The sequence below is a fragment of the Methylomonas sp. 2BW1-5-20 genome (assembly GCF_052474515.1).
The window spans coordinates 3,294,481-3,319,871 of the sequence record NZ_CP184127.1; the positions used below are offsets into that span (position 1 = coordinate 3,294,481).

Genomic DNA, 25,391 nt, shown 5'->3' on the forward strand with positions numbered 1-25,391 from the left:
CTGAAGGAATCATCATGGCCATGCCGACGCTGGAACCGATTCAAGACGGCGACCTGCTCGCTTTCTGCCAATTTCTCACGGAACACCTCAGCTCCGAGCGCAGCGCCGAACAATGGGCGCAAGCTTTCCAGCAGAACTGGGGAGTCGCCAAACCCAATAACGGTTTTCTGATTCGCGATGAGGGCAAAATCGTCGGCGGCATCGGCGCTATCTACGCCGAGCGCATCATCCGCGGCCAAGCGGAACAGTTCTGTAATATCACCAGTTGGTGTGTGCTGGAAGCCTTTCGCGCACAAAGCATGCGGCTGGCGATGGCAGTCGTGTCGCAGCCCGGTTTCCATTTCACAGACCTGACACCGACCGAAGTCGTATCGAAGACACTACAATTTCTGAAGTTCAAGCCCATGAACGAACGCCACGCACTCTGGCCCAATCTTCCCTGGTCATTTGCCCGACTCGGCGGCGTTCGTGTGCTTACCGATTACGACGCAATCGAGCAAGCGCTGGCCCCAGCAGATGCCAAGGTATTTCATGATCACCGGCATCTGCCCTGGCTTAGACATCTTGCAGTGGGAAAACATGGCGCGTATTGCCACATAGCCTGGAAGCCGAACAAATTAAAGGGGGTACCGGGCGCAATGATACTTGGATTCAGCGACCCGGAGTTATTCCTGGCTCACCGCCATACCCTCGGCTCGCACCTGTTACAAAACGGCTGTTTTTACACCCGGGTCGAATCACGCTTACTACCCAGACTACCGCTGATTTCTCACGAACTGGCCGGTTATCGCAACAAAGTATTTCGTAGCGACACCCTGGCCGAATCCGACATCAGCAACTTTTATTCCGAGATCGTAGGACTGGACCTGTGAGCGAGCGAAAACCAATCCACGTTGATCCTGATACTCGCCCCATCCTGAGCGTGGTCATCCACACGGAAGAGGAATTCGACTGGAGTAAGTCGTATGATAGAAACGCCACAGGCGTCACGCACATGCGCTACATCGACCGGGCGCAGGGTGTTTTCGATAGTTTCGGCATAATTCCCAACTACGTCATCGACTATCCAATCGCCAGCAAAGCGGAAGCGTTTGGCCCGCTTAAAGCCTTCGCCGATTCCGGCCGGGCGCTGATCGGTGCGCATCTACATCCGTGGGTGTCGCCGCCGTTCGAAGAGGAAATCAATGCGCGCAACTCCTACCCCGGCAACTTGCCGCGCGCTTTGGAGCATAAAAAACTCAGGATACTCACCGAGCAAATCACAAGCTCCTTTGGCCGCCCGCCATTAACTTATCTTGCGGGCCGTTACGGCTTTGGCCCCAATACCGGCGAGATTCTCGAAGAGCTTGGCTACGAGGTCGATATCAGTGTCGCCGCTTCCATCGATTACAGTGCCGACGGCGGCCCGGATTACTCTGACTACTCCAGTGCCCCATTTTGGTTTGGCAGCCGGCGCCGCCTGCTCGGTTTACCAGGCTCCGGCGGTTATGTGGGGCAGCTGAAAGCGGGTGGAACGCCGCTTTACCGGCAACTGATGCATCCTTGGCTGCGCAAGGCAAAAATATCGGGCGCCGTCGCCAGGCTGCGGCTGTTGGAACGTATTAGACTCTCGCCCGAGGATTACAGTGAGCCGGAAATGCGCCGTCTGACCCAATCTTTGCTGGCTGATGGCGTGCGAATCTTTGTGTTCAGCTTTCATTCGCCGTCGGTGATGCCGGGCGGTACGCCTTACGTGAAAAACGACGCGGATCTTGAACGGTTTCTAGAAAAATGCCGTCGCTATTTCGACTTTTTTATGCGGGAGTTGGGCGGCACGACCATGACCCCACTTGAGATTAAAGACTGGCTGGAACAGCATTAATCGAGCAGACAAAAAAAGCCGCGAATTACGCGGCTTTTTTGTTTTTATATTTTGCGTTAACCCGGCGGCCAGTGCATCTGTCTACCCGCCAGCAGGTGCAGATGTAAGTGATGCACAGTCTGCCCACCATCGCCGTTGCAGTTGAACACCGTTCGATAGCCGCTATCCGCATAACCAAACTGCCCAGCAATTTTAGCGGCAGTCTGTAGCATCAATCCGCCCAACAAGGCATCGTCCAGCTCGTTTAAATTGGCAATGTGGCGTTTCGGAATAATCAACACATGCAAAGGCGCTTGCGGATGAATATCCCTGAACGCCAGTAGTTGCTCATCTTCGTAAACCACATCCGGCTTGATTTCTCCACTGGCCATCTTGCAAAACAAACAATCAGTCATGTTTCCTCCTAAAATTCCCGGCGACCGTTAAAGGCATGCGCCAAGGTGCCGCTGTCGATAAATTCCAACTCGCCGCCCATCGGTACGCCATGCGCGATGCGCGTGGCTCGGATATTGAACTTACTGGCGACTTCGCCGATGAAATGGGCTGTGGCCTGACCTTCGACGGTGGAATTGGTTGCCAGAATGATTTCCTTGATTTGCCCGGCAGCCATTCGCTGCTCAAGTAACTCGAAGCCAAGCTGATCGGGACCGATACCATCCAACGGCGACAAGCGGCCGTGCAGCACAAAATATTTACCTTTAAAGGTGGTGGCTTGGTCGATCACCCAAACGTCGGCCGGGCTTTCGACCACGCAGATAGTGTCCGCGTCTCGTAGAGGGTTGGCGCAGACCTCGCATAACTCGGCTTCGGTCAAGGTCCGGCATTCGCGGCAATGGCCGATTTCGTTGACGGCCCTAGCCAGCATTTTGCTTAACTGCATGCCGCCGTCGCGATTGCGCTGCAACAGATGAAAAGCCATGCGTTGCGCCGATTTCGGCCCGACGCCCGGCAGGCAGCATAAGCTTTGAATCAACTCTTTCAGCAAACCCTGGTTTTGCATGTTTAGAACGGCATTTGGAAACCGGGTGGAATCGGGATGCCTGCAGTGACGTCGGCCATTTTTTCTTTTTTCATTTTGCCGACTTTATGCACCGCGTCGTTGATCGCAGCTGCCACCAAATCTTCCAGCATATCCTTGTCGTCGCCGACCAGGGATGGATCGATGCTGACCTTGCGCACTTCGCGCTTGCCGGTCATCACAATTGTCACTAGGCCGCCGCCGGATTCACCTCGCACTTCCATCGCTCCCAGTTCTTCCTGGGCTTTTTTTAAGTTGTCCTGCATTTTTTGGGCTTGTTGCATGATGCCCGCTAGCGCATTTTTCATCATCGTTTCTCCAATATTTAATTCAGCGGTTCGATACTACCTGGCATGATTCTGGCGCCAAACGTATCTTTCAAAGCCTGCACATTTTCATCGGTATTAATGCTATCGACTGCGGCTTGCTGCCGATCTTCGCGGGCTTTTTGAATTTCCAGCGCCGGCGTCATTTGCTGAACCGCTTGCTGAGTAATCACCAATTTCAAGGTTTTGCCGTAATAATTTTGCAATGCGGCCCTTAAGTTTTCTTCGGCTTTAGTACCGACCTGCTGGAAGCTCGGGTCGAGCAGCAAGCGGCAGCTGCTGTCGTCGATACCGTCAAGTACGCAATTATTTGCCAACTCACGGGTACGGCCGCTGATATTCAACGCCGCGATAATTTCCGTCCAATTACCAGGCTTGGCGGCTTGTACTGTAGGTAACGGGCGAGGTTCTTCGATAGCTTTGGCCTCGGCTACTGCCTGCGGCGCCTGCATCGAAACACCTGCTGCAGGCTTAGTCGCTGCAGGTTTGACGGACTCAACCAGTTGCGGTTCCGTGGCTTGTGGCCGGAAAGTCAGCATCCTAAGCATCACCATTTCAAAACCACTGCGCGGATCGGGTGCCAGCGGCAGATCGCGTTGGCCGATCAAGCCGATCTGATAATACAGTTGCACGTCTTCCGGCAATAAAGTCTTGGCCAGGGTTTCCAGCAATTGCTTGTCGAACTCCTGATCAACGAAGTCCGGCATTTGCTGTAACAGCGCGACCCGATGCAATACCCTCAGTATTTGTTGCAGAATATCGGCAAAATCCGGTGTTAGTTCCGCGACATCGGCAATTTTTGCCAGCAAGGCTCGCGCATCCCCAGTCGCCAACGACAGCAATATGTCGTCGATAGGCTGCTGAGCGACGGTACCCAGCATGCCGATCACCGCTTCCGTCGTGACACTGCCGCTACCGTAAACAATGGCCTGATCCAGCAGACTCAAGCCATCGCGCAGACTGCCGTCGGCGGCTCGGCCAAGCATTTTTAGCGCCGCCGGCTCGAAAGCGATTTGCTCCTGGCCCAGGATAAACTGCATTTGCGCGTCAATTTGCTCCGGCAACAGTCGTTTTAGATTGAATTGCAGACAGCGCGACAGCACCGTGACCGGAATTTTATGCGGATCGGTGGTGGCCAGCAGAAATTTGACGTGCGGCGGCGGCTCTTCCAGGGTCTTTAACAAGGCGTTAAAGCTATGGCCGGACAGCATGTGCACTTCGTCGATCAGATAGACTTTATACCGACCTTGATTGGGCGCGTATTGCGCATTGTCGAGCAGATCGCGAGTATCTTCGACTTTGGTGCGGGAGGCTGCGTCGACTTCGATTAAGTCCATGAACCGGCCTTGCTCAAACGCTCGACACACCGAACATTCGCCGCAGGGATTGAAATCTTTCAGATTTTCGCAGTTGATGGCTTTGGCAAGAATCCGCGCCACCGTGGTTTTACCGACGCCGCGCGTACCGGTGAACAGATAGGCGTGATGCAATCTATCATGCTGCAAGGCGTGCATCAGCGATTGGCTGACATGCTCCTGACCGACAAGCTGAGTAAAGTTGCTGGGACGCCATTTTCTGGCAAGAACCTGATAAGCCATTAGCAACGCGGAAAGGCAAGAATTGGGCGGCTACTGTGCCAGCCACATCCCGGCACACGAGTCTGCTGCTACCGTTGCTTCCTTCCGGACCTGGCGGGGTTTACAGCGTATCGTTGCGAGAGGACCGACACAGTAACCATAAAACATCAGCGAGACGCTGAAGAGAGGCGCATTATCCTTAAAAGCCAATCGATAAGCAACTGTCTTGCCAAAAATAAGTAAATAGCTCCGACAATACGCCGCCCGACTACTGAATCGCCGGGATAGGTAAACTGCTGGCGATAGCGTGACCGAACGAGGCGCCGAACTTGCCGGCAAGGCGGTCGATCAAGCGTTCCTGCGGGGTAAAGTTGACCTTCTCCTCGGTGCCGAGCTGGTCGCGGGCCACGCTATCCACGCTACCAAAATCGTCCGCCAAGCCCAGCCTGACGCCTTCGGTGCCAGTCCAAATCAACCCGGAGAACATTTCCGGCGCATCGGTTTCCTTCAAACGTTTGCCGCGCCCTTCCCGTACCGCACCAATGAACTGCTGATGCACTTGATCCAGTAAAGACTGCATATGCTTACTTTCTTGCTGATTGACCGGTGAAAACGGATCGAGCATGGCTTTGTGTGCGCCGGCGGTCAACAAACGCCGCTCCACGCCCAGCTTGTCCAACACGCTCGTAAAACCGAAACCGTTCATAATCACGCCGATGGAGCCGATGATGCTGGCCTGATTTACGAATATTTTGTCGGTGGCCGAGGCAACATAATAACCACCGGAGGCGCACATATCGCCAACCACCGCATAAATCGGCAACTGCGGATGCTGGGCTTTCAAGCGTCTGATCTCGTCGTAAATGTATGCCGACTGTACTGGACTACCGCCGGGCGAGTTGATATTGAGGATGATACCCTTGGTATTTTTATCTTTCGCCGCATCGCGCAAGCCCTCGATCACCGTATCGGCACTAGCCGCCTCGCCCTCGACAATCTGCCCCAATACATCGACGATGGCCACATGCTCGGCTGTAGTGGAATCGATGCCATCCTTAAATTTCGGATAAATCACTATGCCCAACGCAACTGTCAGATACGCGAATGTCAGCAGCTTAAAAAATATTCCCCAACGCCGCGCGGCTTTCTGTTCGTCAATCGCGGCAAACGCCAATTTTTCCAGTACCGACTTCTCCCAACCGGGATTGTTTTCAGCAATATCTTTGGGAAGATCGTGATTATTCTCCACCATTTGTCTCCTATATGATTCCGATTAAGTCGGTGGGGTAGTTCAAACACAACAAGGGATTGTACTTTTGCAAGGTCGCCGCGGAATGCGCGCCGCAAGTCACGCCGACCGACGCCACTTGCGCGTTTAAAGCCATTTGCAAATCATGCACAGAATCGCCGACCATCAAGGTACGCTGTTTATCCACGCCCAATTCGATAATGATTTCATCCAGCATCAGCGGATTGGGCTTGGAAGCGGTTTGATCCGCACAGCGCGTGGTAGAAAATAAATCCGCTACACCGGTAGCATTGATCGCCGCATGCAAACCCGCGCTTTTCTTGCCGGTAGCGACTGCCAGCCGGTAACCTTGGTTACGAAACTGCTCCAGCATGTCATGCACACCTGGAAATAAGTCGGCCGGACCGATTTGCTTGGTAAAAAATGTTTTCGCGTAATCGGCGGCTATCTTTTGCCGGCTTTCGCCATCTTCATCCGGAAACAACTGCTTCATCGCGTTCTCGATGCTCAAACCGACGATGTCCCTGACCGCCTGAACCGTCGGCACCGCACAGCCGCAACGCATCGCAGCCTGCCGGATGCAATGTACGATCCAGTCCACCGAGTCCATCAAAGTGCCGTCCCAATCGAAAATGATTAAATCAAAGCGGTTTTTCATGATTCAGTAATTCTTGTAAATCCTCGGGTAAGGGCGCCGTGAAGTGCAGCAAGGCTCCGCTTACCGGATGGGCAAATTGCAATTGCTCGGCGTGCAAAAACAAACGTTTGTGACCGCGTTTTTTAAAGGCTTTATTCGTGTCGTCATCGCCATAACGATCGTCGGCCACTATCGGATGCCCCAACCAGGCGGCATGCACGCGGATCTGATGGGTCCGTCCCGTCTTCGGCGCGGCATGCACCAAGGTTACATCCTGAAACTGTTTCAAGCGGGTGAATAAAGTTTCCGCGGATTTGCCGGCCTGACTGACCACCACCATCCGCTCACCGCCCTGGGCGACATTTTTCAATAAGGGTACCTCTACCAGCTGTTTCTTGCGCTGAAACTGTCCGACCAGCAAGGCCAGATAAGTCTTTTGAATGCCTTCACCACGAAACAAATCATGTAACAGCTTCAATATCGAACGCTTCTTGGCAATTAACAGGCAACCGGAGGTTTCCTTGTCCAGCCTATGCACCAACTCCAGAAACTTCTGTTGCGGCCTGATCTGCCTGAGCCCTTCGATCACTCCCGAACTGATACCACTGCCGCCATGCACCGCAAAGCCGCAGGCTTGTTCAACACGATAAAGCCATCGTCTTCGTAGAGAATGTGGTTTTCCAGACTGAACTTCAAGGTGGGTTGGACGATGATTTCGTCTTTTTTTTCCGCGACTCTGACCGGCGGAATCCGCACGATGTCGCCTAACTGCAATTTATAACTGACGTCGATACGGCCTTTATTAACCCGAACTTCGCCCTTTCTGACCATACGGTAGATACGGGTTTTGGGGACACCTTTAAGATATGTGATCAAAAAATTATCGAGCCTTTGTTCACTGTTTGCCTCGGTAATTTCCAGCCATTGCACTTGCGGATTAGTCTGATTTGATGCGGTATTCATATGGCGCAAATAATAACAACATATCCGCTAACCATGTTTAAAATTGCTGCTGCCTATAAACATTGCTATATTAGGCTAGTTTATCTTTGGATAGACTTTAACTATAAAAATTTAAAGACAGGGTTTTAGCGTTGTATCTTCGCGCCAGCCTAAAAGAATTTTTTTCGGGTTTTATCGCTCAACCCATGATGAGCGAGCTGCATCCTTAGAATAGAGTTCGGTATAACAGATCTCCCACTTTTCAAGCGCCACCCTCGGCATTGCCGATAACCTACTGCGACAATTACTACAATCCATTGCAGTTTTCAGTCAGTCTGGCCGCTCACTTAGTACATATTGGGAAATACGCCGCCTTTATCCGCGACAACCAAACCTGTTTAAGCTCTAAGTAGGATACAAATAACAATAAGGATAATTTAATGAAAAGAATGCTTATCAACGCCACGCAGCCCGAAGAGCTGCGGGTGGCTTTGGTAGATGGTCAGAAACTTTACGATTTCGACATCGAAGTTCCGTCAAAAGAACAAAAAAAATCCAACATTTATAAAGGTATCATCACCCGGGTAGAACCCAGCCTCGAAGCCGCCTTCGTTAATTATGGCGCTGAAAAACACGGTTTCCTGCCGTTCAAGGAAATCGCCCCCGAATATAGAACCGGCGATAATGAAGAAGGTAAATCCTCCAAATCCAATATTCGCGAAGGCCAGGAAATCGTCGTTCAGATTGAAAAAGAAGAACGCGGCAACAAAGGCGCGGCGCTAACGACCTACATCAGTCTGGCCGGCACCTACTTGGTGCTGATGCCGAACAACCCCAAGGCCGGCGGCATCTCGCGCCGTATTGAAGGCGATAACCGCAGCGAATTGCGCGAAACCATGGCCGCGCTGGAAATCCCGGACAGCATGGGTTTGATAATCCGCACCGCCGGCTCCGACAAAAACGTCGAAGAACTGCAATGGGACTTGAACTACCTGCTGCAACTCTGGGAAGCCATCGACCGTTCCAGCAGCGAACAAGTCGCGCCCTTTCTAATTTTCCAGGAAAGCAACGTGATCATCCGCGCCTTGCGCGATCACTTGCGCGGCGACATCGACGAAATCCTGATCGACCAGGAAGGCGCCTTCAAACTGGTGCATAACTTCCTGAAACAGGTGATGCCGCATAATCTGCACAAGGCCAAACTTTATCAGGACAGCGTGCCGCTGTTCAGCCGCTACCAGATCGAAACCCAGATCGAAATGGCCTACCGGCGCGAAGTGTCGCTGCCGTCCGGTGGCTCCATCGTCATCGATCACACCGAAGCCTTGACCTCGGTAGACATCAACTCTGCACGCGCCACCAAAGGCAGCGACATCGAAGAAACCGCGCTGAACACTAACCTGGAAGCCGCCGACGAAATCGCCCGCCAGCTACGCTTGCGCGACTTGGGCGGCTTGTTCGTGATCGATTTTATCGACATGATGTCCAACAAAAATCAACGCGAAGTGGAAAACCGTCTGCGCGATGCGTTAAAAATCGACCGCGCTCGCATCCAAACCGGCCGCATCTCCCGGTTTGGTTTGATGGAAATGTCCAGACAACGTCTGCGTCCCTCGCTGGGCGACTCCACGCAACTGACCTGCCCACGCTGCAAGGGCCAAGGCACCATCCGTAATGTCGAATCAGTCACGCTCGCCGTATTGCGTTTGATCGAAGAAGAAGCGATGAAAAAAGGCACCGAGCGCGTCATTGCGCATCTGCCTATCGATTGTGCGACTTTCCTTCTCAACGAAAAACGTGCGGCGATTCAGGAAATCGAAACCAGACTGCAAGTCGGCATTATCGTGCTGCCCAGCAAGCATCTGGAAACCCCGGCCTACGACATCGAACGCATCAAATCCGCCGGTGAAGGCAGCGAAGAAAAAGCCAGCCATTTGCATATCAAGGAAGAAGACATCACAGTGCCGGAATTTGCCAAACAGGCAGGCCCCAAAGCCGAAAAAGCCGCGATCAAGGAATTTCTGCCGGACTCACCCGCCCCCGTACAAAGCAAAAAAACCTCTGCCGGTTTGATTCAACGCTTCTGGCAGCGCCTGATCGGCAATAGCAAAGCCGCCGAAAACGGGGAAGCCTCAGAAAAAAGCAGTGAAGACAAACCCAGATCCGGCAGAAATAATCGTCGAGACAGGGGTGATCGAGGCGACCGAGGAGAAAGAGGCGAACGTTCAGCGTCAGGCCGTAACAACAACCGCCGCAACAATAACCGTCGTCCGCCCAACAGCCCGGCAAACACTGAAGCGACGGGCAACGCACCAGCCGAGCCGAAGCAAGCCGTGGTGATTGACCAGGAAAATGCCGGCGACGCAGCAGCCGCTAAAAAAGAAAACGGTGGCCAAGAGCGCAGCCGCCGCAGCCGTAGCCGCAGACGCGGGCCACGCAATGGTGGCGAGAAACGTCCTGAGCAAAATGCCGGCGGCGAAGCTGGCGAGAATAACCAAGGCAATAATCAGGGCGGCGAACGTCCGGTACCGCCCGCACCCAGCTTTTCCGACGGCGAAGCCGCGAGCCAGCCACGCTCTTACGACAGGGATTTTGCCGAGCGCAGCAGCAACCGCAATACCGATTCGCATCAAGAGCCTAGCCCCGGTAGCGCCAGCGAAGAGTGATGAAAAGCCGGGCAACCGCTAAAACTGTTGCCCGGCTTACTCTATTTTTGCAGGCATCGGCGTTTAATCGATAAACCGTCTCGTTAAATCCGCATAGCCATCTATCCTGCGATCCCGCAGAAACGGCCAGATTCGTCTGACATCCTCGCTCCGCTGCAAATCGAGGTTTGCAAACAACAGCACATCCTGATTGTCATCCGCGCTAGTCAATATCTCGCCTTGTGGGCCGGCGATAAAGCTATTGCCCCAGAATTGAATACCGCCGGCATCATCCGGCGCGGCTTCGTACCCAATCCGATTACAGGAAACCACCGGAATGCCGTTCGCTACCGCATGCGCGCGTTGCACGGTAATCCAGGCGTCGCGCTGACGTAGCTTCTCCGCGGCATCGTCAACAGGATCCCAACCAATCGCGGTGGGATAAATCAGCAGCTCGGCGCCGGCTAAAGCCATCAGGCGCGCAGCTTCCGGATACCATTGATCCCAGCAAATCAGCACACCAAGCTTGCCTATCGACGTCTCTATCGGCGTGAAGCCCAAGTCTCCGGGCGTAAAATAAAATTTCTCGTAAAACCCCGGATCGTCGGGAATATGCATTTTCCGAAAAGTACCGGCAATACTGCCGTCCTTGTCAAACACTACGGCAGTGTTGTGGTACAACCCCGGCGCCCGTTTCTCAAAGATCGTCGAAACGATCACCACTTTATTGGCCTTGGCCACTTCAGCCAGCGTTTCACAAGCCGGGCCTGGGATCGGCTGCGCCAAATCGAAACACGCGGTATCTTCGCTTTGGCAGAAATAATGATCGAGATGCAGCTCCGGCAACACCACCAGGTCGGCGTGCTGTTTGCCGGCATTTTCTATTTGGCTGATCGAATAAGCCAGATTGATTTCCCGGCCGCGATTGCAAGGTTGCTGCACGGCACAGGCGATAATCGATTTTTTCATGAGTTGAGATTTTTAAAGGCAATAGGGTGCGGTGCAATAGCCGCGGCGTATTGCACCGAAACATTAGATGAAAAATTAGAAATTCAATTTAACAAATGCCGGCACCTGCATGCTAGCGCAATGCAAACTACCGTATTGATGCACTAACGGCCGGCAAGGTGTGGCAATGATTTCATGGTTCGGGAAGCAGCTTTTCAGCCGTTCCAGCGCTACTGAATCCATCACATCGTCATACACCGGCACCAATACCGCGCCGTTGATAATCAGGAAATTCGAGTAATTGGCCGGCAATTGCTGGCCTTGTTCGTCAAATATCGGTTTCGGCAAGGGCAGCGCCACCAAACGATAAGCATCTCCGCTCGCGGTTTTAAAGGTTTTTAACTGCGCTTCCATGTTTTTCAAACTTTGGAAATGCGGATCTTCGCTATCTTCGCAAGCCGTATAAGCAATGGTGTTGACATCGCAAAACCGCGCCAGCGTGTCGATGTGCGCATCGGTGTCATCGCCGGCCAGATTGCTTTGCTCGACCCACAGAATGCGCTTCGCGCCCAAATAGTTTTGCAACTGGCCGGCAATCGCCGCTTCCGATAAACCCGGATTGCGGTTTGGGTTGAGCAGACAATTTTTGGTAGTCATCACGGTACCTTGACCGTCCGATTCCACGCTGCCGCCTTCCAGCACCAGATCCAGCGTCGCGGTGGGATGGCCTTTAAAAATCGGATGCGCAAACAGCGCCAGATTCAAGGCATCATCGGCCGCATGCGGATATTTCTTGCCCCAGCCGTTGAAACGGAAGTTGAGCAACTGCACGCTGGCTTTGGGATGCAGCCATTCCATCGTCAAAAACACCGTATCCCGCAGCCAAATATCGTTGTAATCGGCCTGCACCATATGAATCTTTTCGTTGTGGCCCAGTTGCGTCTGAATATGCTGCTGATGCTCACCGTCCTTGCAAATAATTACCAGGGGTTGAAACCGGCTGACAGTGGTGGCGACAAAATGATAGGTGTCTTCGACAGCGGACAGATTGGTAAAGTCGCCGCTGTGGTGCGGCCAAGCGATGATAACGGCTGATTGTGTTTCCCATTCTGCTGGAAAGCGAATCATGAAGTACTCCCTGGATAATGTGGCTTTGAGAAATAATGCTTTATTGTATCAATGCTGACCGGTTAAGGCCTATTCCACGGAGTTTTAAATGTTATTGCGGCACATATTCGGATATGAAAACCCTGTTACAGCGGGATTGTTGTCGGTACCGCAAAGCGGTCGATAGGCCGTTCGCCAAACCAGAAGGAAGAGAGTCGCCGGGGTTGCAATGACCGATGAGTCCGCTGGCGGGATGCCACAGCCGAAACTGTAGTTTCCAGCCCGCCAGCCTACCGCCGATGCCGTTGACGAGGTCAGACTCGAGGTCTGTAGTCAGTCAGAAATCCCGAAATTCACCGTGGGGCCACGCTAACCAAGACATCTGCCATCATTTCAGCCAATCATGAACACAATACGAAACCACGACTGCTCGAGGGATTCGACGCCACTATGCACCAATTTGAATCTTTCCGTACCCACTCTTTACGTGGTATCTAACGTTCAATTCTCTGCCGGTCATTTGTTCCACTCGACATCGACCACTTGCGCATATTTGCTGAAATCAAGCACTGATAGGCGCCACTCAAACTGAGTTTACTACCCAGTACCTAGTTGATCCAGCGAAACTCGGGTAACTCACTGAGTTTACGGCCATCGGCTACGATAGGATGATACAGCCGGCCGCACCCGCACTGGTACCGGCGAAACACGCTAAGCCGTCAGAAGTTAATCTTACAGTCAGCATCAAAATTGCTTTGCGCCGAGGCGGAACAGATCCGCGCAATTAAAACTACTATGCCGGATACGGCAAACCGGCGAAGATAAACCCAATTTGCAATCCATCGGTCAAACCAATCCATGCTCTCCGCGACACTACAACTTTTACTAGCCTTGCTTTACGCCAATTTAGGCGAATGGCTGATGCACAAATTCATTTTGCACGGACTCGGCAAACAACCCGGCAGCATCTGGGCATATCACTGGTACGAGCACCATGCAATATGCGCGAAGAACGCGATGCTCGATCCCGGCTATCGCCGCGTAAATTTATCTGTATGGAACGCTCAGACCAAGGAATTGGCGGTTTTGGCCGCGATTGTGATAGTGCATCTACCGCTACTTTGGCATTTGCCCGCCTTCCTCATAGGCTTGTATGGCTCTCTGCTACTTTATTACGCTCGGCATCGCCGGGCCCATCTCGATCCGGATTGGGCAAAACAGCATTTGCCTTGGCATTACCAGCATCACACCATTCCTGACTCCGGTAACTGGTGCGTCACTTGGCCGGGGTTTGACTATCTGCTGGGTACTCGCGGCAAAACCAAAAAAGTTTCTACTGCGCCCCGTAAATAGTCAGAATTCCGCCACGGGCAATGCGCCTGGTTAACGGGGCTTTCTTTTGCAACCTACACCAATTTGCCGACCCCGGCCCTTCTTTGTATCGATTTCCAACACACTTTCGCCATAACCGTGCGCTAATGACGGCATCCGCAGCCAATAAACAAGCAGGTGTGTTTGTTCTGAACACTGTGTCCGTCAATCTTGAAATATAATCGGCCGATTTGAGAGTTAACCCGCCGCATGAACGCCTCCCAAATCAAATGCCTTGCCGTATTTTCCCTGTTTGCCATCATTGGATTCGGCCCGGTTTCGCCTGGTTGCTTGATCGGCATGTATATAGTGGTGACACGGCCGCGCTGGTTTAAAACCTTGATTGATAGCATGTACGCCAACTCGAGCGCACTGACATTCCCGAGCTATTCAGCCGAACAAAGCAGGCGAAGCAGAATCAGGTGTTTTTTCAGCCTGTTGGGATTGTTCATCGTCGACATCGCACCAGTACCGGTGACGCCGGTTATTGCCCTTGGGATTATTCTAAGCAGGCCGCAGTGGTTTTACCAATTGGTGACGAGGATTTATCAGATTGAGTGATTTCGGAGGTTTGGTTTAAGCCGCGCCTACACCAATGTTTGAAAGCCGGGCGCATCGGGCTCACGCAACAGCGAAAACCCGACTTCCCTTCTGTTAAGCGTAAGTAGGTTGAAATGCTTGTTCCGGGTCGGCAACCGGGCAGTTATTGACGCTATCCCAGTAAGGCGACAGTTTCCGTAAAGTTGCGACGATACCAGGCATCACTTTCAACACTTCGTCAACCTCACTCATCGTGTTATAGCGGGAGAACGAGAAGCGGATAGTGCCGTGCGCGGCCGTGTATGGAATATCCATCGCCCGCATCACGTGCGAAGGCTCCAAGGAACCCGAAGTACACGCCGAACCGCTGGATGCCGCGATACCGGCTTTGTTCAGCAACATCAAAATCGCTTCGCCCTCGATATATTCGAACGCAATATCGGTGGTATTGGGCAGACGATTGTTCATATCGCCGGTAATGAAGCAATGGGGAACCGCTGCGGTAATACCTTGTTCCAGACGATCACGCATGGCTTTAACCTGCACGTTTTCATATTCCATGTGCTCCAGTGCCAATTCGCAAGCTTTACCCAAACCGACGATGGATGCGGTGTTTTCGGTGCCGGCACGGCGACCGCGTTCCTGATGACCACCGCGCAACAAAGGGCGATAGCGAGTACCACGGCGTAGATACAATACGCCGATGCCTTTCGGCGCATGCAATTTGTGACCGGAAATCGACAACATATCGATCTTGGTGTCTTGCAACATCATCGGAATCTTACCGACGGCCTGCACCGCATCAGTATGGAACATCACGCCGGCGGCGTTGGCCATTTCGGCCATTTCTATGACCGGAAAGATGGTCCCGGTCTCATTGTTTGCCCACATCACGGACACAATCGCCACTTCATCGGATAACAGGTTTTTGTAAGCTTCCAGGTTCAAGCGGCCGCATTTGTCCACCGGCATCCGATGAATGGTGTAGCCTTCTTTCTCCAGGTTTTCGCACAAATTTAAAATCGCCGGATGCTCGACAGCCGTAGTGATAATTTCCTTGCGATTGGGTTGCGCCTTAATGGCCGACAAAATCGCGGTGGAATCTGACTCGGTGCCGCAAGAGGTAAAAATAATCTCCGAGTCGTGCTCGGCGCCGATCAACTCTTGCACCTGGGCCCGGGCTTTCTTGATACCCTTGGCCACGCCGTCGGCGAAACGATGGATAGAGGATGGGTTGCCGAACTGCTCCGTAAAATACGGAATCATCACATCGACCACCGCGCTATCCACTTTCGTGGTCGCGTTGTTATCCAGATAAATATCAGGCATGACTTGCCTCCTCTATGGTCACCAGTTTCGGCATTTGCGAAGCCGGTACGACCTTGATGAATTCGCCCATCACTTCCATCAGACGCTGTTGGATACCGGCAATCGTCATCGCCGACATTTGGCAACCGTTGCAAGCGCCGGTCATATTCACGTAAGCGGTTTTATCCACCACTTCCACCAACTCGACGTCGCCACCATCGGCCATCAATTGCGGGCGGAAGGACATGATCACTTCCTCAATCTTCTTGATGCGCTGCAGATTGGTCATCGGACCTTTTTCGGCAACCACCGGCGCGGGTTTAGCGACCGGCGCCGCATTCGGATCGAAAGTTTCCCCGCGTTCTTTCAGGACTTTTTCCAGGATGGCTTCGATATCTTCATGGCAAGCCGCGCAACCGCCGCCGGCTTTGGTGTAGTTAGTCACGTCTTCAACGGTACGCAGCTTGTTGGCCCATACCATCTCTTCGATCATTACGGCATCGATCGCAAAACATTTGCAGACCAGCGCGCCTTCTTCGTGATCGTCTTTCCACTCTTCGCCGCGATAGTTGGCGACCGCCGCTTGCAAAGCTTCACGACCCATCACCGAGCAGTGCATTTTTTCCGGCGGCAGGCCGTCCAGTTCGGCAGCGATGTCCTGGTTCGTGACTTTCAACGCTTCGTCCAAAGTCAGGCCTTTGATAATCTCGGTCAACACCGAAGACGAGGCAATCGCCGAACCGCAGCCAAAGGTCTGGAAGCCGGCATCTTCGATCACTTCGGTATCGTCGTTGACTTTTAAAGTCAAACGCAAGGCGTCGCCGCAACTAATGGAACCCACTTCGCCAATGGCGTTCGCATCGACTACCGCGCCGGCATTTTTAGGGTTGAAAAAATGATCTTTTACTTTATCTGAATAATCCCACATAGCTATTTCCTCGAATTCTTAAGAACAGGTTTTTGGGGCGCCGCCGCTCTCGCCGGTGGTAAACGATGATCCGCAGGCACAGCTTTTAACCGCGTTGGGATTGGTGAATTTAAATCCGGAGCCTTCCAGACTATCGACAAAATCGATGGACATACCGTCCAGACTTGGCAAACTGAGCGGATCCACAAATACTTTGACTTCGCCGCAATCGATAACGGTGTCGTCTTGATTTTCCTTCGCTTCCAGTTTCATTCCATATGACAAACCTGAACAACCGCCATCGGTAACTTCGATGCGCAGCCCACCGGTCGGTTTGTCGGAACTGCTAATAAAACGACCCACGGCTTTAATGGCGCTTTCGGTTAATGTAATCATCTTTAAGTCTCCTGAACGGTTTGGCATTGATCTTGTAAACAGTTAAAGCAACCAGCATGCCATACGCGAAAATTTCGGCTAAACCGCTGAAATTGCTACGCCGAAGGCAGCCGGCCAACCTTTATCGGCAAGCCGTTTCACAACAAACCCGGCGTTTTTGTCGGCTTTGCTACAAAACTCTCACAGGAGCACAGAATGAACGTAGAAGATTTGGATTTGGGCGACGTGGTGTATGCGGCGCATACCATAGTTGACGACGGCAGCATGCCGGACAGCGAGGAAGGCGAGGTGTTGGCCGTGGAAGGCACTCGCGGCGTAATCGTGATGAAGGGCCACATCGAGGAAGATCCGGCACTCACCGTGTTTTTGGTGCGCTTCGAAGACCAGGAGTTGAATCTGGGCCGGCCTATCGGCTGCTGGAGCGAAGACTTAATGGCTCCGGAGCAAGAACTGGTGTCTCATTAAATCAAGGTTTCGGTCAAGCTTGCATAGCGGCTTTGCCGCCAAGCCCGGACGAAATGTCCGCTAACAGCGAAGGACGAAGAGCGTCTTGCCGCCCAGACGTTGCTGCCACCTAGGGCCCTGACGCGTCAATGTCTCGCTTATCCGAATGCCTACACTTTTTATAGAAGGCATGGGCACACCAAGGATTCTATGCACATAGGCTAAGGTGTGCTTGAATGCTTAAATGCCCCTGTTCATCACTTAAGGCCTGCCAATGCCAACTGCTTCCGAGTCCGTAATCCAATACCACCAACGCACCAAACACCAATTGAACGCCTACGCCAAAGGCCCGGAATCCTTGGATTGGGACGACCAGCCCAATCCGTTCCGCCGCTTTAACGGCTGCGAAACGGTAAAACTGCCGCGGCCCGGAGCCGAGCCAGATTGTAGGTTTGCCGACTTGGACAAACCGCAGCGTTTAGCCCCCCAGCCTCTAAACCCGGCTAATCTGGGCCTGTTATTGGAACTGTCTTTCGGTTTGTCGGCCTGGAAGCAATTCGGCCCGGACCGCTGGGCCTTGCGCTGCAACCCGTCCAGCGGCAACCTGCATCCGACCGAGGCCTATTTGCTGTGCACCGACCCCGATCTGTTACAACCCGGCGTATATCATTACGTCAGTCACGATCATCATCTGGAACGGCGCAGCCGGTTTACCGCCGATACCGATACTAAAGAAGTCTATATAGGTCTGTCATCCGTACACTGGCGGGAAGCCTGGAAATACGGCGAACGGGCATTCCGTTATTGCCAGCACGACATCGGTCATGCGCTGGCGGCCTTGAGTTACGCCGCCGCCTGCCTGGGTTGGTCGATCGAACTGCTCGGCGAAACCGCGGATACAGACATCGCCGCCTGGCTGGGATTGGACCGTCACGACGATTTTGTCGCGACCGAACACGAAGCGCCGGATTTGTTCTGTCGGCTGCACGCAAGCCAAACCGCCGACGGCGAATTTTCCACCGCACATTTGTTAGCTATTGCGCAAACCGCAGAATGGTTTGGGAAAGCCGAACGCTTATGTGGCCGGCATTTTTACCGCTGGCCGATTATCGACGAAGTCTCCGCTCAGGCCATAAAGCCAACCACGACTGTCGAACGTGTAACGCTGCCGAGTCTGGATTTGCCGCTGCCCAGCCGGGATCTCCCCGCCGGCAGCCTGATTCGCCAGCGCCGTAGCGCCCAGCATTTCAACGGCAAATCGCCGGATCTGCCATTGGCGGATTTTCACCGAATGCTGGCAGCACTGCTGCCCAATGCCAAACCGCCGTTCACCGCCTGGAATTGGCCGGCGCAAGTTAATATCGTGCTATTCGTGCATCGGGTAGACGGTCTGGAACCGGGCTTGTATTTGCTGCCGCGCACTGCGGCAGCGGCGGCGGAACTAAAACCAGTCTGCTCCGCCGATTACGAATGGCAAGCAGTCGAGGCGCCGTTCGAATTTTATCGGCTTACCGCCGGCAACGTCAGACAAGCCGCGAAAACCCTGTCCTGCCATCAACCCATCGCCAGCGACAGCGCCTTTAGCCTGGGGATGTTGGCGCGTTTTGCCGACAACGTCGAAGCCGAAGCCTGGCGTTATCGCCGGCTATTTTGGGAATGCGGCCTGCTAGGCCAGATTTTGTACCTGGAAGCGGAAACCGCCGGCGTGCGCGGCACCGGTATCGGCTGCTTCTTCGACGATGCGGTACATGGCGTGTTGGGCTTAAAGGACAACGGCTGGCAAAGCCTGTATCACTTTACTATTGGAGAACCGCTGGACGACAGCCGCCTGCAAACCTTCCCGGCTTATGCGCATTTAGGCTAGTCGGCCGCGAGCGCCCGCCAGACCAGGGGTTTGGCGGGCGAGTAAAACGCCTTGAAATATTTACGAAACAATCCCACCAATAATGTTTAAAATCATGACTTTATCCCTGCCAACACTTAAAGGCCCACCATGAGTTTTAAATCCAGCTTGATCCGCTTCGTCATCAAATTGACCCCCAATGCCCTGATCATATGGGGCGCCAACATCATCATGAAAGGTATCGCGGAGTTGACCCAATTTAATTTCGATCTCGATGCCCGCAAAGTATACGTGCAGACCCGGTTATACGGCGAGGAACACACCATAGAAGTCACTTTGGAAGATTTTGCGGTGTTCAACGACGGCGAGTCCTACCGATTTATCATTCACCACGCTAATTCGGACCGGCTTTGGCTTAACAACATCCTGGCCAAATTTACCGGTAAAGCTTGGAAAATTCCGACGCTGCCGTTGTTTGCCGCGCAACTGGAACTGGTTGCCGAAGTATTTAGCGCCAAACCGGCGGTATTGGAAAAAATCCATTGATCCGGGCCGCGCCAAGCGGATTATTTGCCTATACATTAAGTGAAGACAATATGTAAAACAATAAGTTACAAACACAAAGGTGTAATATAGGGGTAAAAATTGAATTTTTCCCGGTATCCGAGAATTTTAACACCAAGATTTTGCCGGTGAATTTCGACACAAAAAGCTGGCAAACCTCCCAAGTCTGCTGGCTTTAAAGCCGCGATTTACGCGGCATCTTTTACTTGGAGCGACTCTACGGGATGGATCTGAATTTATTTTGCGAGTGCTCATGATCATTTGCTAATTCGTTGCTCAAAATCAGGCGGCACCACAAAAAGATAACGCTTACCTTCTTTGGTCTTAATCAACAATTTAAGGTCATCCGAAAGTTCCAATAAATCTTTCCTAGCGACATCGTAGGAAATCCCGTGTGAGTTTTGATGCTCTTGTACGATATAAGCAAACCTGGGGTGTTTTAGTGCATGCCTTATAAGAGCAATCTGGCGGAAATTCAATTTACCCCGCAAGCGTTTATTATTCTGGAATAGCTTTTCCGTAACACTTAGCTCTTTCGATTTCGTATCCAAATACGAGTGTAAAGCTTCTATTGATCGATGTAATACAGTGAGCTGATGAAGCAAGAAGTAAGTTACATCGTTGTCATCGGTTTCAGTGTGCAAAAAAGCCTTACCGTATTGAACGGGCGCTTCCTTAATAATGCGCGAAATCGATACAAATTCGATCAACCAGTAACCATGCCTAGCCATCGCCCAATAAAACAAGGCACGTGCAGTACGACCATTTCCATCGCAAAAAGGATGGTCATACCCCAGCATAAAATGCAGAGTAATGGCTTTTATTACCGGATGTAGAAACGGATTGTCTCCTCCGTCATCAATGCTATTGGCAAAATCACATAACCTTTTAATTCTTGCTTCCAATTCGCCGGCATCGGGCGGTGTGTGCAAAATCTGCTGCGAGGCATTATCAACGACATGAATATCATCACGATTAGTTCTTAGTCTTCCAGCCATAGTCTGGTCGTCAAGGGTATTCTCTGTCACGATGCGCTGTAACTCGAACACTATTGAGGGAGTAAGCTGTTCATCTTTAATTTCACGAATAAACTGCATAGCCCGGTAGTTATTAAAGATCATCTGCTCGCTTTTATCAGACGGCTTACGTTGTTGTCTGATCATTTCCTTAGCAACATTTCGCGTCGTCGAGGCGCCTTCCAATTGACTAGAATTAATTGCCTCTTCAATAAGCGATCTAACTAAATACGTGGTGCGCGTTTGAGGATTGGTAATGGCATTCTCAGTCTGAATACTTCCTGATGCATAACGATCCAGCCAATGTAGCTCCCTCTGTACGCTATCGGTTATACAGTATTGAAATGGCCGTTGATATTTATCAACTAATGGCAATGCTTGATACAATTTACTACGAGCGAATTTGATGCCACACCACCATTGCTCACTACTGAACCCATCAGGATTTGGTAAATGACGCAACTTATCCCAGTGCAAATAGCGGCCTTTTTCGTCAACTGGCTGAAAAGTACTCATAATTTGAAAAGCTTTGCCATGGTCTTGCTCAAATGAAGCCTCCAAAATATCCTGAATATTTGGCGGTATTGCTGGTATTTTCATGGTGTTTTTCTTTAAGAGTCATCAAGTTATAAGATGAACTAGTTTTTCATACTTGGTTTTTAAAAACAAGTATGAAAAAAGAAAGCCGGCCAACCAATCAATCAAGGCCGCCGGCTTTTTGTTGGCCGTTTAAAGTCAATCAACTTGCAGCTGACAATCGAGTGCGGCTTACCGTCGCCGATATTAAAGTGGTCCAATACATTGACACTTAACTCTTTTAGTCGTTTGGTTATCGTGATATCGGCCTAACTTACGACGACACCCTCTCTAGGGTGGTTATGGGCAAAAATGACCGCCGCCACATTGAGTTGCAAGCAACGCTTAACTACCTAACTGTCTGGAGCATTTGCGGGAAGGCGACGTTTTACACGTCCATTCTATAGATCGTCTGGCGCGCAATTTGAAAGACCTGCAAACCATTATCGAGAACCTAACTCGGAAAGGCGTCACGGTTAAATTCTACAAAGAGCATTTGACCTTCGAAGCGGCCAATACGTCGCCCATGCAAACCCTAATGCTGCAAATGCTTGGCGCGTTCGCCGAGTTCGAGCGGACATTGATTAAGAAACGCCAAAGGGAAGGTATCGAAGCGGCCAAGGCCCAAGGCAAAAAGCTAGGCGCACCGGCCAAACTGACAGCAGAACAAGCCGCCGAAATCAAAGCACGGGTTGAACAGGGTGACGATAAAAGCAAACTGGCGAAGGAATACGGTATCAGCCGGCCAACGCTCTACAAATTGATTGCTGCCTGAGTTTTTGACCGATCAGGACACAAAAAGCCGGCAAGCCAATCATGACAGCCGGCGCGTTCAGCTATTTGTTCCGCCTTGCTTTTGTCCTAGGTGCCAGTAGATCTGTATACAGTTTTTCCATGGATGGTAAATTTGTAACGCCAATTGCCATGTCCAGTTTTTTTAAAGATTTTGGCCTTGCTTGGGTTTCTGCGCTACCTTCGATTGTGCCTTGCGGTGGTTTGGCGTACATGCCACGCAGCCAGGCTATCAAATCTTCATCAATAAACACCCAGCACTTACCGGGCTTGGCTGCGGGAATATCCCCGGCACGTGCCTTGGCCAGCACTGTGCTGGGATGCAATTTAAGTAACCGTGCAGCCTCTTCAAGATTTAGGGTTTGCATGCTTTCACCTTCATAAATGTAGATACAACTGCACAGGTCGAGCGATTCGGACCAAATCAAGCCGCGCTTAGCTATAAACGCGGCTCGCCTTCGATTTCATCGATTGAACTATTTAAAATCCCCTCTAAACCAAGCATCCAAGATGCTTTTGGCGTCGCCCATTTCCATGCGGATGGCCTGAGCCACAGCCGGGATACTGTCTGACGACAGGCCGCCGTCATCCAACTGACTGGCAACCCCCATTACATCAGCAATGCCCGCGACGCGGTTCATAATATCCAGCATGCTTTCATAGAAATCGCTGTTGATACGGTGGTTAAAATCGATAGTGTTATTCGTGCTGTTGGTTTCTTGGTTACTCATGGCTGTTTACTCCCTTGTTCGTTTTAGTTTCTCTTTCGACATAACAATTCAGTTAATCGATGGCGTCTTCCAGCTCCAAACGGATGGCCCGACCTATGCAGCGCAGCAATTCCGATCAAATCAAGCGATGCTCGGCAAACGAATACGGCTCGCCATCACCCACGATAAAATGATCCAGCACCCGAACATCTATCATCCCTAGCGCCGCTTTCAACTTATCGGTTATTTTCCGATCCGCTGGGCTAGGTTCGTTTATACCGCTCGGGTGATTATGGGCGAATATGACCGCCGCTGCATTCAGTTGCAGACAACGCTTGACCACTTCGCGCGGAAAGACCGAAGCACCGTCTATCGTCCCCCTAAACAGTTCTTCGTATTCAATCAGGCGGTGTTGATTATCCAGAAACAAGCAGACAAATACTTCATGCTCCAGGCCTTGCAATCGGGTTTTTAGATAAGGGCCAACCACATAAAGATCGTTCATAAGCTCACCGCGCTCTACCCTTTGATTCAGCAGCAGAGTAGCCGCCTTGATGATTTGCTCTTCGGTCAGTGCCCGGCGGGCGCGGTATTTGCCGGAAGAATCGGCGACAAAGTAAGGTAGCTTGATCGATTGGGTGGTGTTGGCGCGGGTGCTCATGGCTGCACCTCCCTGAATTGGGCACGTAGCGACAAGGACAACGCCAGGAGTTCTTCGCAGTCCGTTACAAGACATTCCAACACGTTGAGACTCAGCTCGCCATACTTGGCGTCTTGCATGACCATGCCATAGCTTAGAGCCAGGCCGGCAAATATCGGGTGCAGTGGATTGGTAAGGGTTTGCTGTTGCTCTATTCGAGCGGGATTGGATGCGCTAGGCATGGTGGTTTCTCCTTTGCTGTATGGATAACCGCCACCTTGCTTCCTACAGCATAGGCGACGGACTTGAGTGGGGTAGGAATACCGGACAAAGGGACCGGCCAGCCTTACGGCTGCCCAAACAAGCCCGCCATAATAAACAGGCACAGCAAAGCGCTGTGCCGAATGACAGACATAAAAAAGCCGCGAAGAGCTGCGGCGATTTTTTCGCCTTTGTTACACGGGTTCCTACGCCCGGCCAGTCTTCGGACTGACGGAGATGATTCTGTGCGACAACGGTTAGCTGTGTCAATGGTTTGTTGATGTTATGGCGCGGCCAGGCCTTCGAATCGGCGCTTTTCCAAACCACGGCCGCCGCCGTTCCTTGCACCATCGCTATCAAAAATGAATACAAGCGCTAATATTGCTGCGAAATTTACTGTTGATCTAAAGAGAAGGGGGAGGAATGTCAGAAGTTCCAGGAATTGTAGACGGCAAACTGCTCGCTAAGTTCGCGGCCAGTAACTTGCTAACAATATCGGCCGGAGTGGCTTCAAGCTCTCTCGACAAGCTTGCTACTTGGTTTTTAGTAGCGTTTGGGGCTGGAATCGCTCTCATATTGTCGAACCTAAAAGATATTTCGGAGTTCATTCCTATCCCCGTTATAGCGTGCGTATCTACCCTATTTTTCTGGGCGAGTGTTCTTTGTTTCGCACAACGTTATGTCGCAACGGTAATTGGTTGCGGCGCCGCTTCGGCGAAGGAAAGTAGAGAACTAATTGAGAAGTTAGCTCGTATCGACCCAGTTGAATTGATTGCACAGATGAAAGCGGGAATACCGTATCTGTTACGGCTAATCGCCTCTGGCCTGCTGAATGCTGTAGAAAATGGTGATTTTGCCGCCGTCGGGAAATTATTCATTCGCCTCACATTGTTTCAGGGCTTGCTTGCAACATCAGAGGTTATCGTTTTGCTGGTTGCATTAAGCAAATTAGCCATAGAAGTTAATGCAATTCCGGGGTAGATAGCACCCTTTCAACCACACCCCGCGCCCGTACTGGTGTCGCCATGCGGGTGGCCGTGGCTAAATCAGGCAACTACTAAGGCTTTCTCTCCCCCAGCCCCGGTTCAATACGCCATAGGGGCGGCGGCGGTCTTTGCCGGGTGTTTAGTAGGGGGTGTGAGTAAGTCCAATGTCTTGGCCTACTTTATCCCCATGGGTTTTTTCTATTTATAAAAAGTCCCCCAGCGAAAATTTAGCTAGGGCGACGCAAAGGACGGGGCAACCCCTAGACTTTTGACCCGCCCCTGGGGGGCATGACTGCGCATAAATTGGGCGGCTTCCGCCCGGCCATGCATCCAACGACAGTGGGCACTAAAAAATATTCCTTCTATACCCTATGCAAAAAATCTGGGGAATCTGGGTAGATAACCCTCAAGACCATGTGCCGCTAGGCTTTCAGGCTCCCCACGCCATTTAATAAAACGGGGATCTCCCCACGTAGAACAAGCAAAATCCGGGGAAACAATCCGCTAATAGACCGATTTAGATTGTTGCCTCACTTTGATCGCGGCTAATTCCTTCCCCAGATAAACTGCGGAACTCCTCACTCAGCAAAAAGCACTTGGGGAGCTTGAAAGCCTTATGTATCAAGGCTTACAGGCTTATCTCCCCAGATTCCCCGGATTTTTTATACATACCCTTATATTTTTTCAGCAACGGCACCGACTAAATCATTAGCCGCCCACAGACCCG

The 25,391-nt window shown here is 51.8% G+C and carries 27 protein-coding genes, 1 other RNA gene and 2 pseudogenes; 10 read left to right on the forward strand and 20 right to left on the reverse strand.

The genetic code is table 11. The annotated features are described in order from the left end of the window. The first annotated feature begins 14 nt into the window (after positions 1-14). Both ACH50O_RS15185 and ACH50O_RS15190 read left to right on the forward strand, forming a co-directional pair. The gene (locus tag ACH50O_RS15185) at positions 15-872 is read left to right on the forward strand and encodes a hypothetical protein (RefSeq protein WP_446808613.1); all 858 of its coding nucleotides are present in this window, start codon (positions 15-17) and stop codon (positions 870-872) included. Further along, positions 869-1,861 carry a polysaccharide deacetylase family protein gene (locus ACH50O_RS15190; RefSeq protein WP_446808614.1) on the forward strand — a complete coding sequence of 331 codons (993 nt, stop codon included), beginning with the start codon at positions 869-871 and terminating at the stop codon, positions 1,859-1,861. Before ACH50O_RS15185 ends, ACH50O_RS15190 begins: the two co-directional genes overlap by 4 nt. Positions 1,862-1,917: 56 nt before the next feature. Here ACH50O_RS15190 and ACH50O_RS15195 read toward each other — a convergent pair whose 3' ends face one another. The 8 genes and pseudogenes from ACH50O_RS15195 to rluC form a co-directional block, all read right to left on the reverse strand. Further along, positions 1,918-2,256 (reverse strand): histidine triad nucleotide-binding protein, encoded by a 339-nt coding sequence (locus ACH50O_RS15195; RefSeq protein ID WP_446808615.1) that lies wholly within the window; start codon positions 2,254-2,256, stop codon positions 1,918-1,920. A gap of 8 nt (positions 2,257-2,264) precedes the next feature. Then, entirely contained in the window at positions 2,265-2,861 is a 597-nt protein-coding gene (gene recR, locus ACH50O_RS15200; RefSeq protein WP_446808616.1) for a recombination mediator RecR, read from the reverse strand. Between the two features lie 2 nt (positions 2,862-2,863). Then, positions 2,864-3,187, reverse strand: a complete 324-nt coding sequence (locus ACH50O_RS15205) for a YbaB/EbfC family nucleoid-associated protein (protein ID WP_446812157.1) — start codon at positions 3,185-3,187, stop codon at positions 2,864-2,866. Positions 3,188-3,204: 17 nt separating this feature from the next. Further along, on the reverse strand, positions 3,205-4,803 hold the full coding sequence (gene dnaX, locus ACH50O_RS15210) for a DNA polymerase III subunit gamma/tau (protein WP_446808617.1): 1,599 nt from the start codon (positions 4,801-4,803) through the stop codon (positions 3,205-3,207). A gap of 33 nt (positions 4,804-4,836) precedes the next feature. Then, positions 4,837-4,933: signal recognition particle sRNA small type (gene ffs, locus ACH50O_RS15215), an RNA gene on the reverse strand. A gap of 117 nt (positions 4,934-5,050) precedes the next feature. Continuing rightward, the gene (gene sppA, locus ACH50O_RS15220) at positions 5,051-6,034 is read right to left on the reverse strand and encodes a signal peptide peptidase SppA (protein ID WP_446808618.1); all 984 of its coding nucleotides are present in this window, start codon (positions 6,032-6,034) and stop codon (positions 5,051-5,053) included. 7 nt (positions 6,035-6,041) lie between these two features. Continuing rightward, complete coding sequence (locus ACH50O_RS15225; RefSeq protein WP_446808619.1) at positions 6,042-6,689, reverse strand: HAD family hydrolase; 648 nt, start codon at positions 6,687-6,689, stop codon at positions 6,042-6,044. Then, positions 6,673-7,631: pseudogene (rluC, locus tag ACH50O_RS15230) on the reverse strand (23S rRNA pseudouridine(955/2504/2580) synthase RluC). The gene ACH50O_RS15225 and the pseudogene rluC overlap by 17 nt, the downstream one beginning before the upstream one ends. Positions 7,632-8,050: 419 nt before the next feature. Here rluC and ACH50O_RS15235 point away from each other — a divergent pair. Then, on the forward strand, positions 8,051-10,276 hold the full coding sequence (locus ACH50O_RS15235; protein WP_446808620.1) for an Rne/Rng family ribonuclease: 2,226 nt from the start codon (positions 8,051-8,053) through the stop codon (positions 10,274-10,276). 63 nt (positions 10,277-10,339) lie between these two features. On the opposite strand, the gene ACH50O_RS15240 is transcribed toward ACH50O_RS15235, so the two are convergent. The 3 genes and pseudogenes from ACH50O_RS15240 to ACH50O_RS15250 all read right to left on the reverse strand — a co-directional run. Continuing rightward, positions 10,340-11,224, reverse strand: coding sequence for a carbon-nitrogen hydrolase (locus tag ACH50O_RS15240; RefSeq protein WP_446808621.1), 885 nt, complete (start codon positions 11,222-11,224; stop codon positions 10,340-10,342). A 75-nt stretch (positions 11,225-11,299) separates the two neighbouring features. After that, on the reverse strand, positions 11,300-12,331 hold the full coding sequence (locus tag ACH50O_RS15245; RefSeq protein ID WP_446808622.1) for an agmatine deiminase family protein: 1,032 nt from the start codon (positions 12,329-12,331) through the stop codon (positions 11,300-11,302). Between the two features lie 525 nt (positions 12,332-12,856). Further along, a pseudogene (locus ACH50O_RS15250) lies at positions 12,857-13,080 on the reverse strand (IS1595 family transposase); the annotation flags it as partial. Between the two features lie 151 nt (positions 13,081-13,231). On the opposite strand from ACH50O_RS15250, the gene ACH50O_RS15255 reads away from it, so the two are divergent. Then, positions 13,232-13,663, forward strand: a complete 432-nt coding sequence (locus ACH50O_RS15255) for a hypothetical protein (protein ID WP_446808623.1) — start codon at positions 13,232-13,234, stop codon at positions 13,661-13,663. Positions 13,664-13,891: 228 nt separating this feature from the next. Then, positions 13,892-14,242 (forward strand): hypothetical protein, encoded by a 351-nt coding sequence (locus ACH50O_RS15260; RefSeq protein ID WP_446808624.1) that lies wholly within the window; start codon positions 13,892-13,894, stop codon positions 14,240-14,242. A gap of 93 nt (positions 14,243-14,335) precedes the next feature. On the opposite strand, the gene nifS is transcribed toward ACH50O_RS15260, so the two are convergent. The 3 genes from nifS to ACH50O_RS15275 are packed head-to-tail and all read right to left on the reverse strand — an operon-like array spanning position 14,336 to position 16,832. After that, on the reverse strand, positions 14,336-15,550 hold the full coding sequence (gene nifS, locus ACH50O_RS15265; protein ID WP_446808625.1) for a cysteine desulfurase NifS: 1,215 nt from the start codon (positions 15,548-15,550) through the stop codon (positions 14,336-14,338). Then, a complete protein-coding gene (gene nifU / locus ACH50O_RS15270; protein ID WP_446808626.1) occupies positions 15,543-16,457 on the reverse strand; it encodes a Fe-S cluster assembly protein NifU in 915 nt (304 codons plus the stop codon). The genes nifS and nifU overlap by 8 nt, the downstream gene beginning before the upstream one ends. An 18-nt stretch (positions 16,458-16,475) precedes the next feature. After that, positions 16,476-16,832, reverse strand: a complete 357-nt coding sequence (locus ACH50O_RS15275; protein ID WP_446808627.1) for a HesB/IscA family protein — start codon at positions 16,830-16,832, stop codon at positions 16,476-16,478. A 195-nt stretch (positions 16,833-17,027) separates the two neighbouring features. On the opposite strand from ACH50O_RS15275, the gene ACH50O_RS15280 reads away from it, so the two are divergent. The 3 genes from ACH50O_RS15280 (at position 17,028) to ACH50O_RS15290 (ending at position 19,665) form a co-directional block, all read left to right on the forward strand. Further along, complete coding sequence (locus ACH50O_RS15280) at positions 17,028-17,297, forward strand: nitrogen fixation protein NifZ (RefSeq protein WP_446808628.1); 270 nt, start codon at positions 17,028-17,030, stop codon at positions 17,295-17,297. Positions 17,298-17,550: 253 nt separating this feature from the next. Next, complete coding sequence (locus ACH50O_RS15285; RefSeq protein ID WP_446808629.1) at positions 17,551-19,140, forward strand: SagB/ThcOx family dehydrogenase; 1,590 nt, start codon at positions 17,551-17,553, stop codon at positions 19,138-19,140. A gap of 129 nt (positions 19,141-19,269) precedes the next feature. Next, positions 19,270-19,665, forward strand: coding sequence for a hypothetical protein (locus ACH50O_RS15290; protein ID WP_446808630.1), 396 nt, complete (start codon positions 19,270-19,272; stop codon positions 19,663-19,665). 275 nt (positions 19,666-19,940) lie between these two features. Here the strand turns inward: ACH50O_RS15290 and ACH50O_RS15295 are convergent, their stop codons facing one another. Next, positions 19,941-21,299 carry a Fic family protein gene (locus ACH50O_RS15295; protein WP_446808631.1) on the reverse strand — a complete coding sequence of 453 codons (1,359 nt, stop codon included), beginning with the start codon at positions 21,297-21,299 and terminating at the stop codon, positions 19,941-19,943. Between the two features lie 245 nt (positions 21,300-21,544). Next, on the reverse strand, positions 21,545-21,601 hold the full coding sequence (locus ACH50O_RS15300; RefSeq protein WP_446812158.1) for a hypothetical protein: 57 nt from the start codon (positions 21,599-21,601) through the stop codon (positions 21,545-21,547). 44 nt (positions 21,602-21,645) lie between these two features. Here ACH50O_RS15300 and ACH50O_RS15305 point away from each other — a divergent pair, with 44 nt between their 5' ends. Next, on the forward strand, positions 21,646-22,050 hold the full coding sequence (locus ACH50O_RS15305; protein WP_446808632.1) for a recombinase family protein: 405 nt from the start codon (positions 21,646-21,648) through the stop codon (positions 22,048-22,050). 61 nt (positions 22,051-22,111) lie between these two features. Here ACH50O_RS15305 and ACH50O_RS15310 read toward each other — a convergent pair whose 3' ends face one another. The 4 genes from ACH50O_RS15310 to ACH50O_RS15325 form a co-directional block, all read right to left on the reverse strand. Continuing rightward, a complete protein-coding gene (locus tag ACH50O_RS15310) occupies positions 22,112-22,435 on the reverse strand; it encodes a helix-turn-helix domain-containing protein (protein WP_446808633.1) in 324 nt (107 codons plus the stop codon). A gap of 108 nt (positions 22,436-22,543) precedes the next feature. Beyond that, positions 22,544-22,798 carry a hypothetical protein gene (locus ACH50O_RS15315; protein ID WP_446808634.1) on the reverse strand — a complete coding sequence of 85 codons (255 nt, stop codon included), beginning with the start codon at positions 22,796-22,798 and terminating at the stop codon, positions 22,544-22,546. Between the two features lie 115 nt (positions 22,799-22,913). Then, complete coding sequence (gene radC / locus ACH50O_RS15320) at positions 22,914-23,438, reverse strand: RadC family protein (RefSeq protein ID WP_446808635.1); 525 nt, start codon at positions 23,436-23,438, stop codon at positions 22,914-22,916. Next, positions 23,435-23,659 (reverse strand): hypothetical protein, encoded by a 225-nt coding sequence (locus ACH50O_RS15325; protein WP_446808636.1) that lies wholly within the window; start codon positions 23,657-23,659, stop codon positions 23,435-23,437. Before ACH50O_RS15325 ends, radC begins: the two co-directional genes overlap by 4 nt. 442 nt (positions 23,660-24,101) lie before the next feature. Between ACH50O_RS15325 and ACH50O_RS15330 the strand changes: the two genes are divergently transcribed. After that, positions 24,102-24,659, forward strand: a complete 558-nt coding sequence (locus tag ACH50O_RS15330; RefSeq protein WP_446808637.1) for a hypothetical protein — start codon at positions 24,102-24,104, stop codon at positions 24,657-24,659. The last annotated feature ends 732 nt before the right edge of the window (positions 24,660-25,391 follow it).

Coding starts and splice junctions, on each gene's coding strand:
- ACH50O_RS15185 (WP_446808613.1), top strand. CDS start 15: ATGGCCATGCCGACGCTGGAACCGATTCAAGACGGCGACCTGCTCGCT.
- ACH50O_RS15195 (WP_446808615.1), bottom strand. CDS start 2,256: ATGACTGATTGTTTGTTTTGCAAGATGGCCAGTGGAGAAATCAAGCCG.
- recR (WP_446808616.1), bottom strand. CDS start 2,861: ATGCAAAACCAGGGTTTGCTGAAAGAGTTGATTCAAAGCTTATGCTGC.
- ACH50O_RS15205 (WP_446812157.1), bottom strand. CDS start 3,187: ATGAAAAATGCGCTAGCGGGCATCATGCAACAAGCCCAAAAAATGCAG.
- dnaX (WP_446808617.1), bottom strand. CDS start 4,803: ATGGCTTATCAGGTTCTTGCCAGAAAATGGCGTCCCAGCAACTTTACT.
- sppA (WP_446808618.1), bottom strand. CDS start 6,034: ATGGTGGAGAATAATCACGATCTTCCCAAAGATATTGCTGAAAACAAT.
- ACH50O_RS15225 (WP_446808619.1), bottom strand. CDS start 6,689: ATGAAAAACCGCTTTGATTTAATCATTTTCGATTGGGACGGCACTTTG.
- ACH50O_RS15235 (WP_446808620.1), top strand. CDS start 8,051: ATGAAAAGAATGCTTATCAACGCCACGCAGCCCGAAGAGCTGCGGGTG.
- ACH50O_RS15240 (WP_446808621.1), bottom strand. CDS start 11,224: ATGAAAAAATCGATTATCGCCTGTGCCGTGCAGCAACCTTGCAATCGC.
- ACH50O_RS15245 (WP_446808622.1), bottom strand. CDS start 12,331: ATGATTCGCTTTCCAGCAGAATGGGAAACACAATCAGCCGTTATCATC.
- ACH50O_RS15255 (WP_446808623.1), top strand. CDS start 13,232: ATGCACAAATTCATTTTGCACGGACTCGGCAAACAACCCGGCAGCATC.
- ACH50O_RS15260 (WP_446808624.1), top strand. CDS start 13,892: ATGAACGCCTCCCAAATCAAATGCCTTGCCGTATTTTCCCTGTTTGCC.
- nifS (WP_446808625.1), bottom strand. CDS start 15,550: ATGCCTGATATTTATCTGGATAACAACGCGACCACGAAAGTGGATAGC.
- nifU (WP_446808626.1), bottom strand. CDS start 16,457: ATGTGGGATTATTCAGATAAAGTAAAAGATCATTTTTTCAACCCTAAA.
- ACH50O_RS15275 (WP_446808627.1), bottom strand. CDS start 16,832: ATGATTACATTAACCGAAAGCGCCATTAAAGCCGTGGGTCGTTTTATT.
- ACH50O_RS15280 (WP_446808628.1), top strand. CDS start 17,028: ATGAACGTAGAAGATTTGGATTTGGGCGACGTGGTGTATGCGGCGCAT.
- ACH50O_RS15285 (WP_446808629.1), top strand. CDS start 17,551: ATGCCAACTGCTTCCGAGTCCGTAATCCAATACCACCAACGCACCAAA.
- ACH50O_RS15290 (WP_446808630.1), top strand. CDS start 19,270: ATGAGTTTTAAATCCAGCTTGATCCGCTTCGTCATCAAATTGACCCCC.
- ACH50O_RS15295 (WP_446808631.1), bottom strand. CDS start 21,299: ATGAAAATACCAGCAATACCGCCAAATATTCAGGATATTTTGGAGGCT.
- ACH50O_RS15310 (WP_446808633.1), bottom strand. CDS start 22,435: ATGCAAACCCTAAATCTTGAAGAGGCTGCACGGTTACTTAAATTGCAT.
- ACH50O_RS15315 (WP_446808634.1), bottom strand. CDS start 22,798: ATGAGTAACCAAGAAACCAACAGCACGAATAACACTATCGATTTTAAC.
- radC (WP_446808635.1), bottom strand. CDS start 23,438: ATGAGCACCCGCGCCAACACCACCCAATCGATCAAGCTACCTTACTTT.
- ACH50O_RS15325 (WP_446808636.1), bottom strand. CDS start 23,659: ATGCCTAGCGCATCCAATCCCGCTCGAATAGAGCAACAGCAAACCCTT.
- ACH50O_RS15330 (WP_446808637.1), top strand. CDS start 24,102: ATGTCAGAAGTTCCAGGAATTGTAGACGGCAAACTGCTCGCTAAGTTC.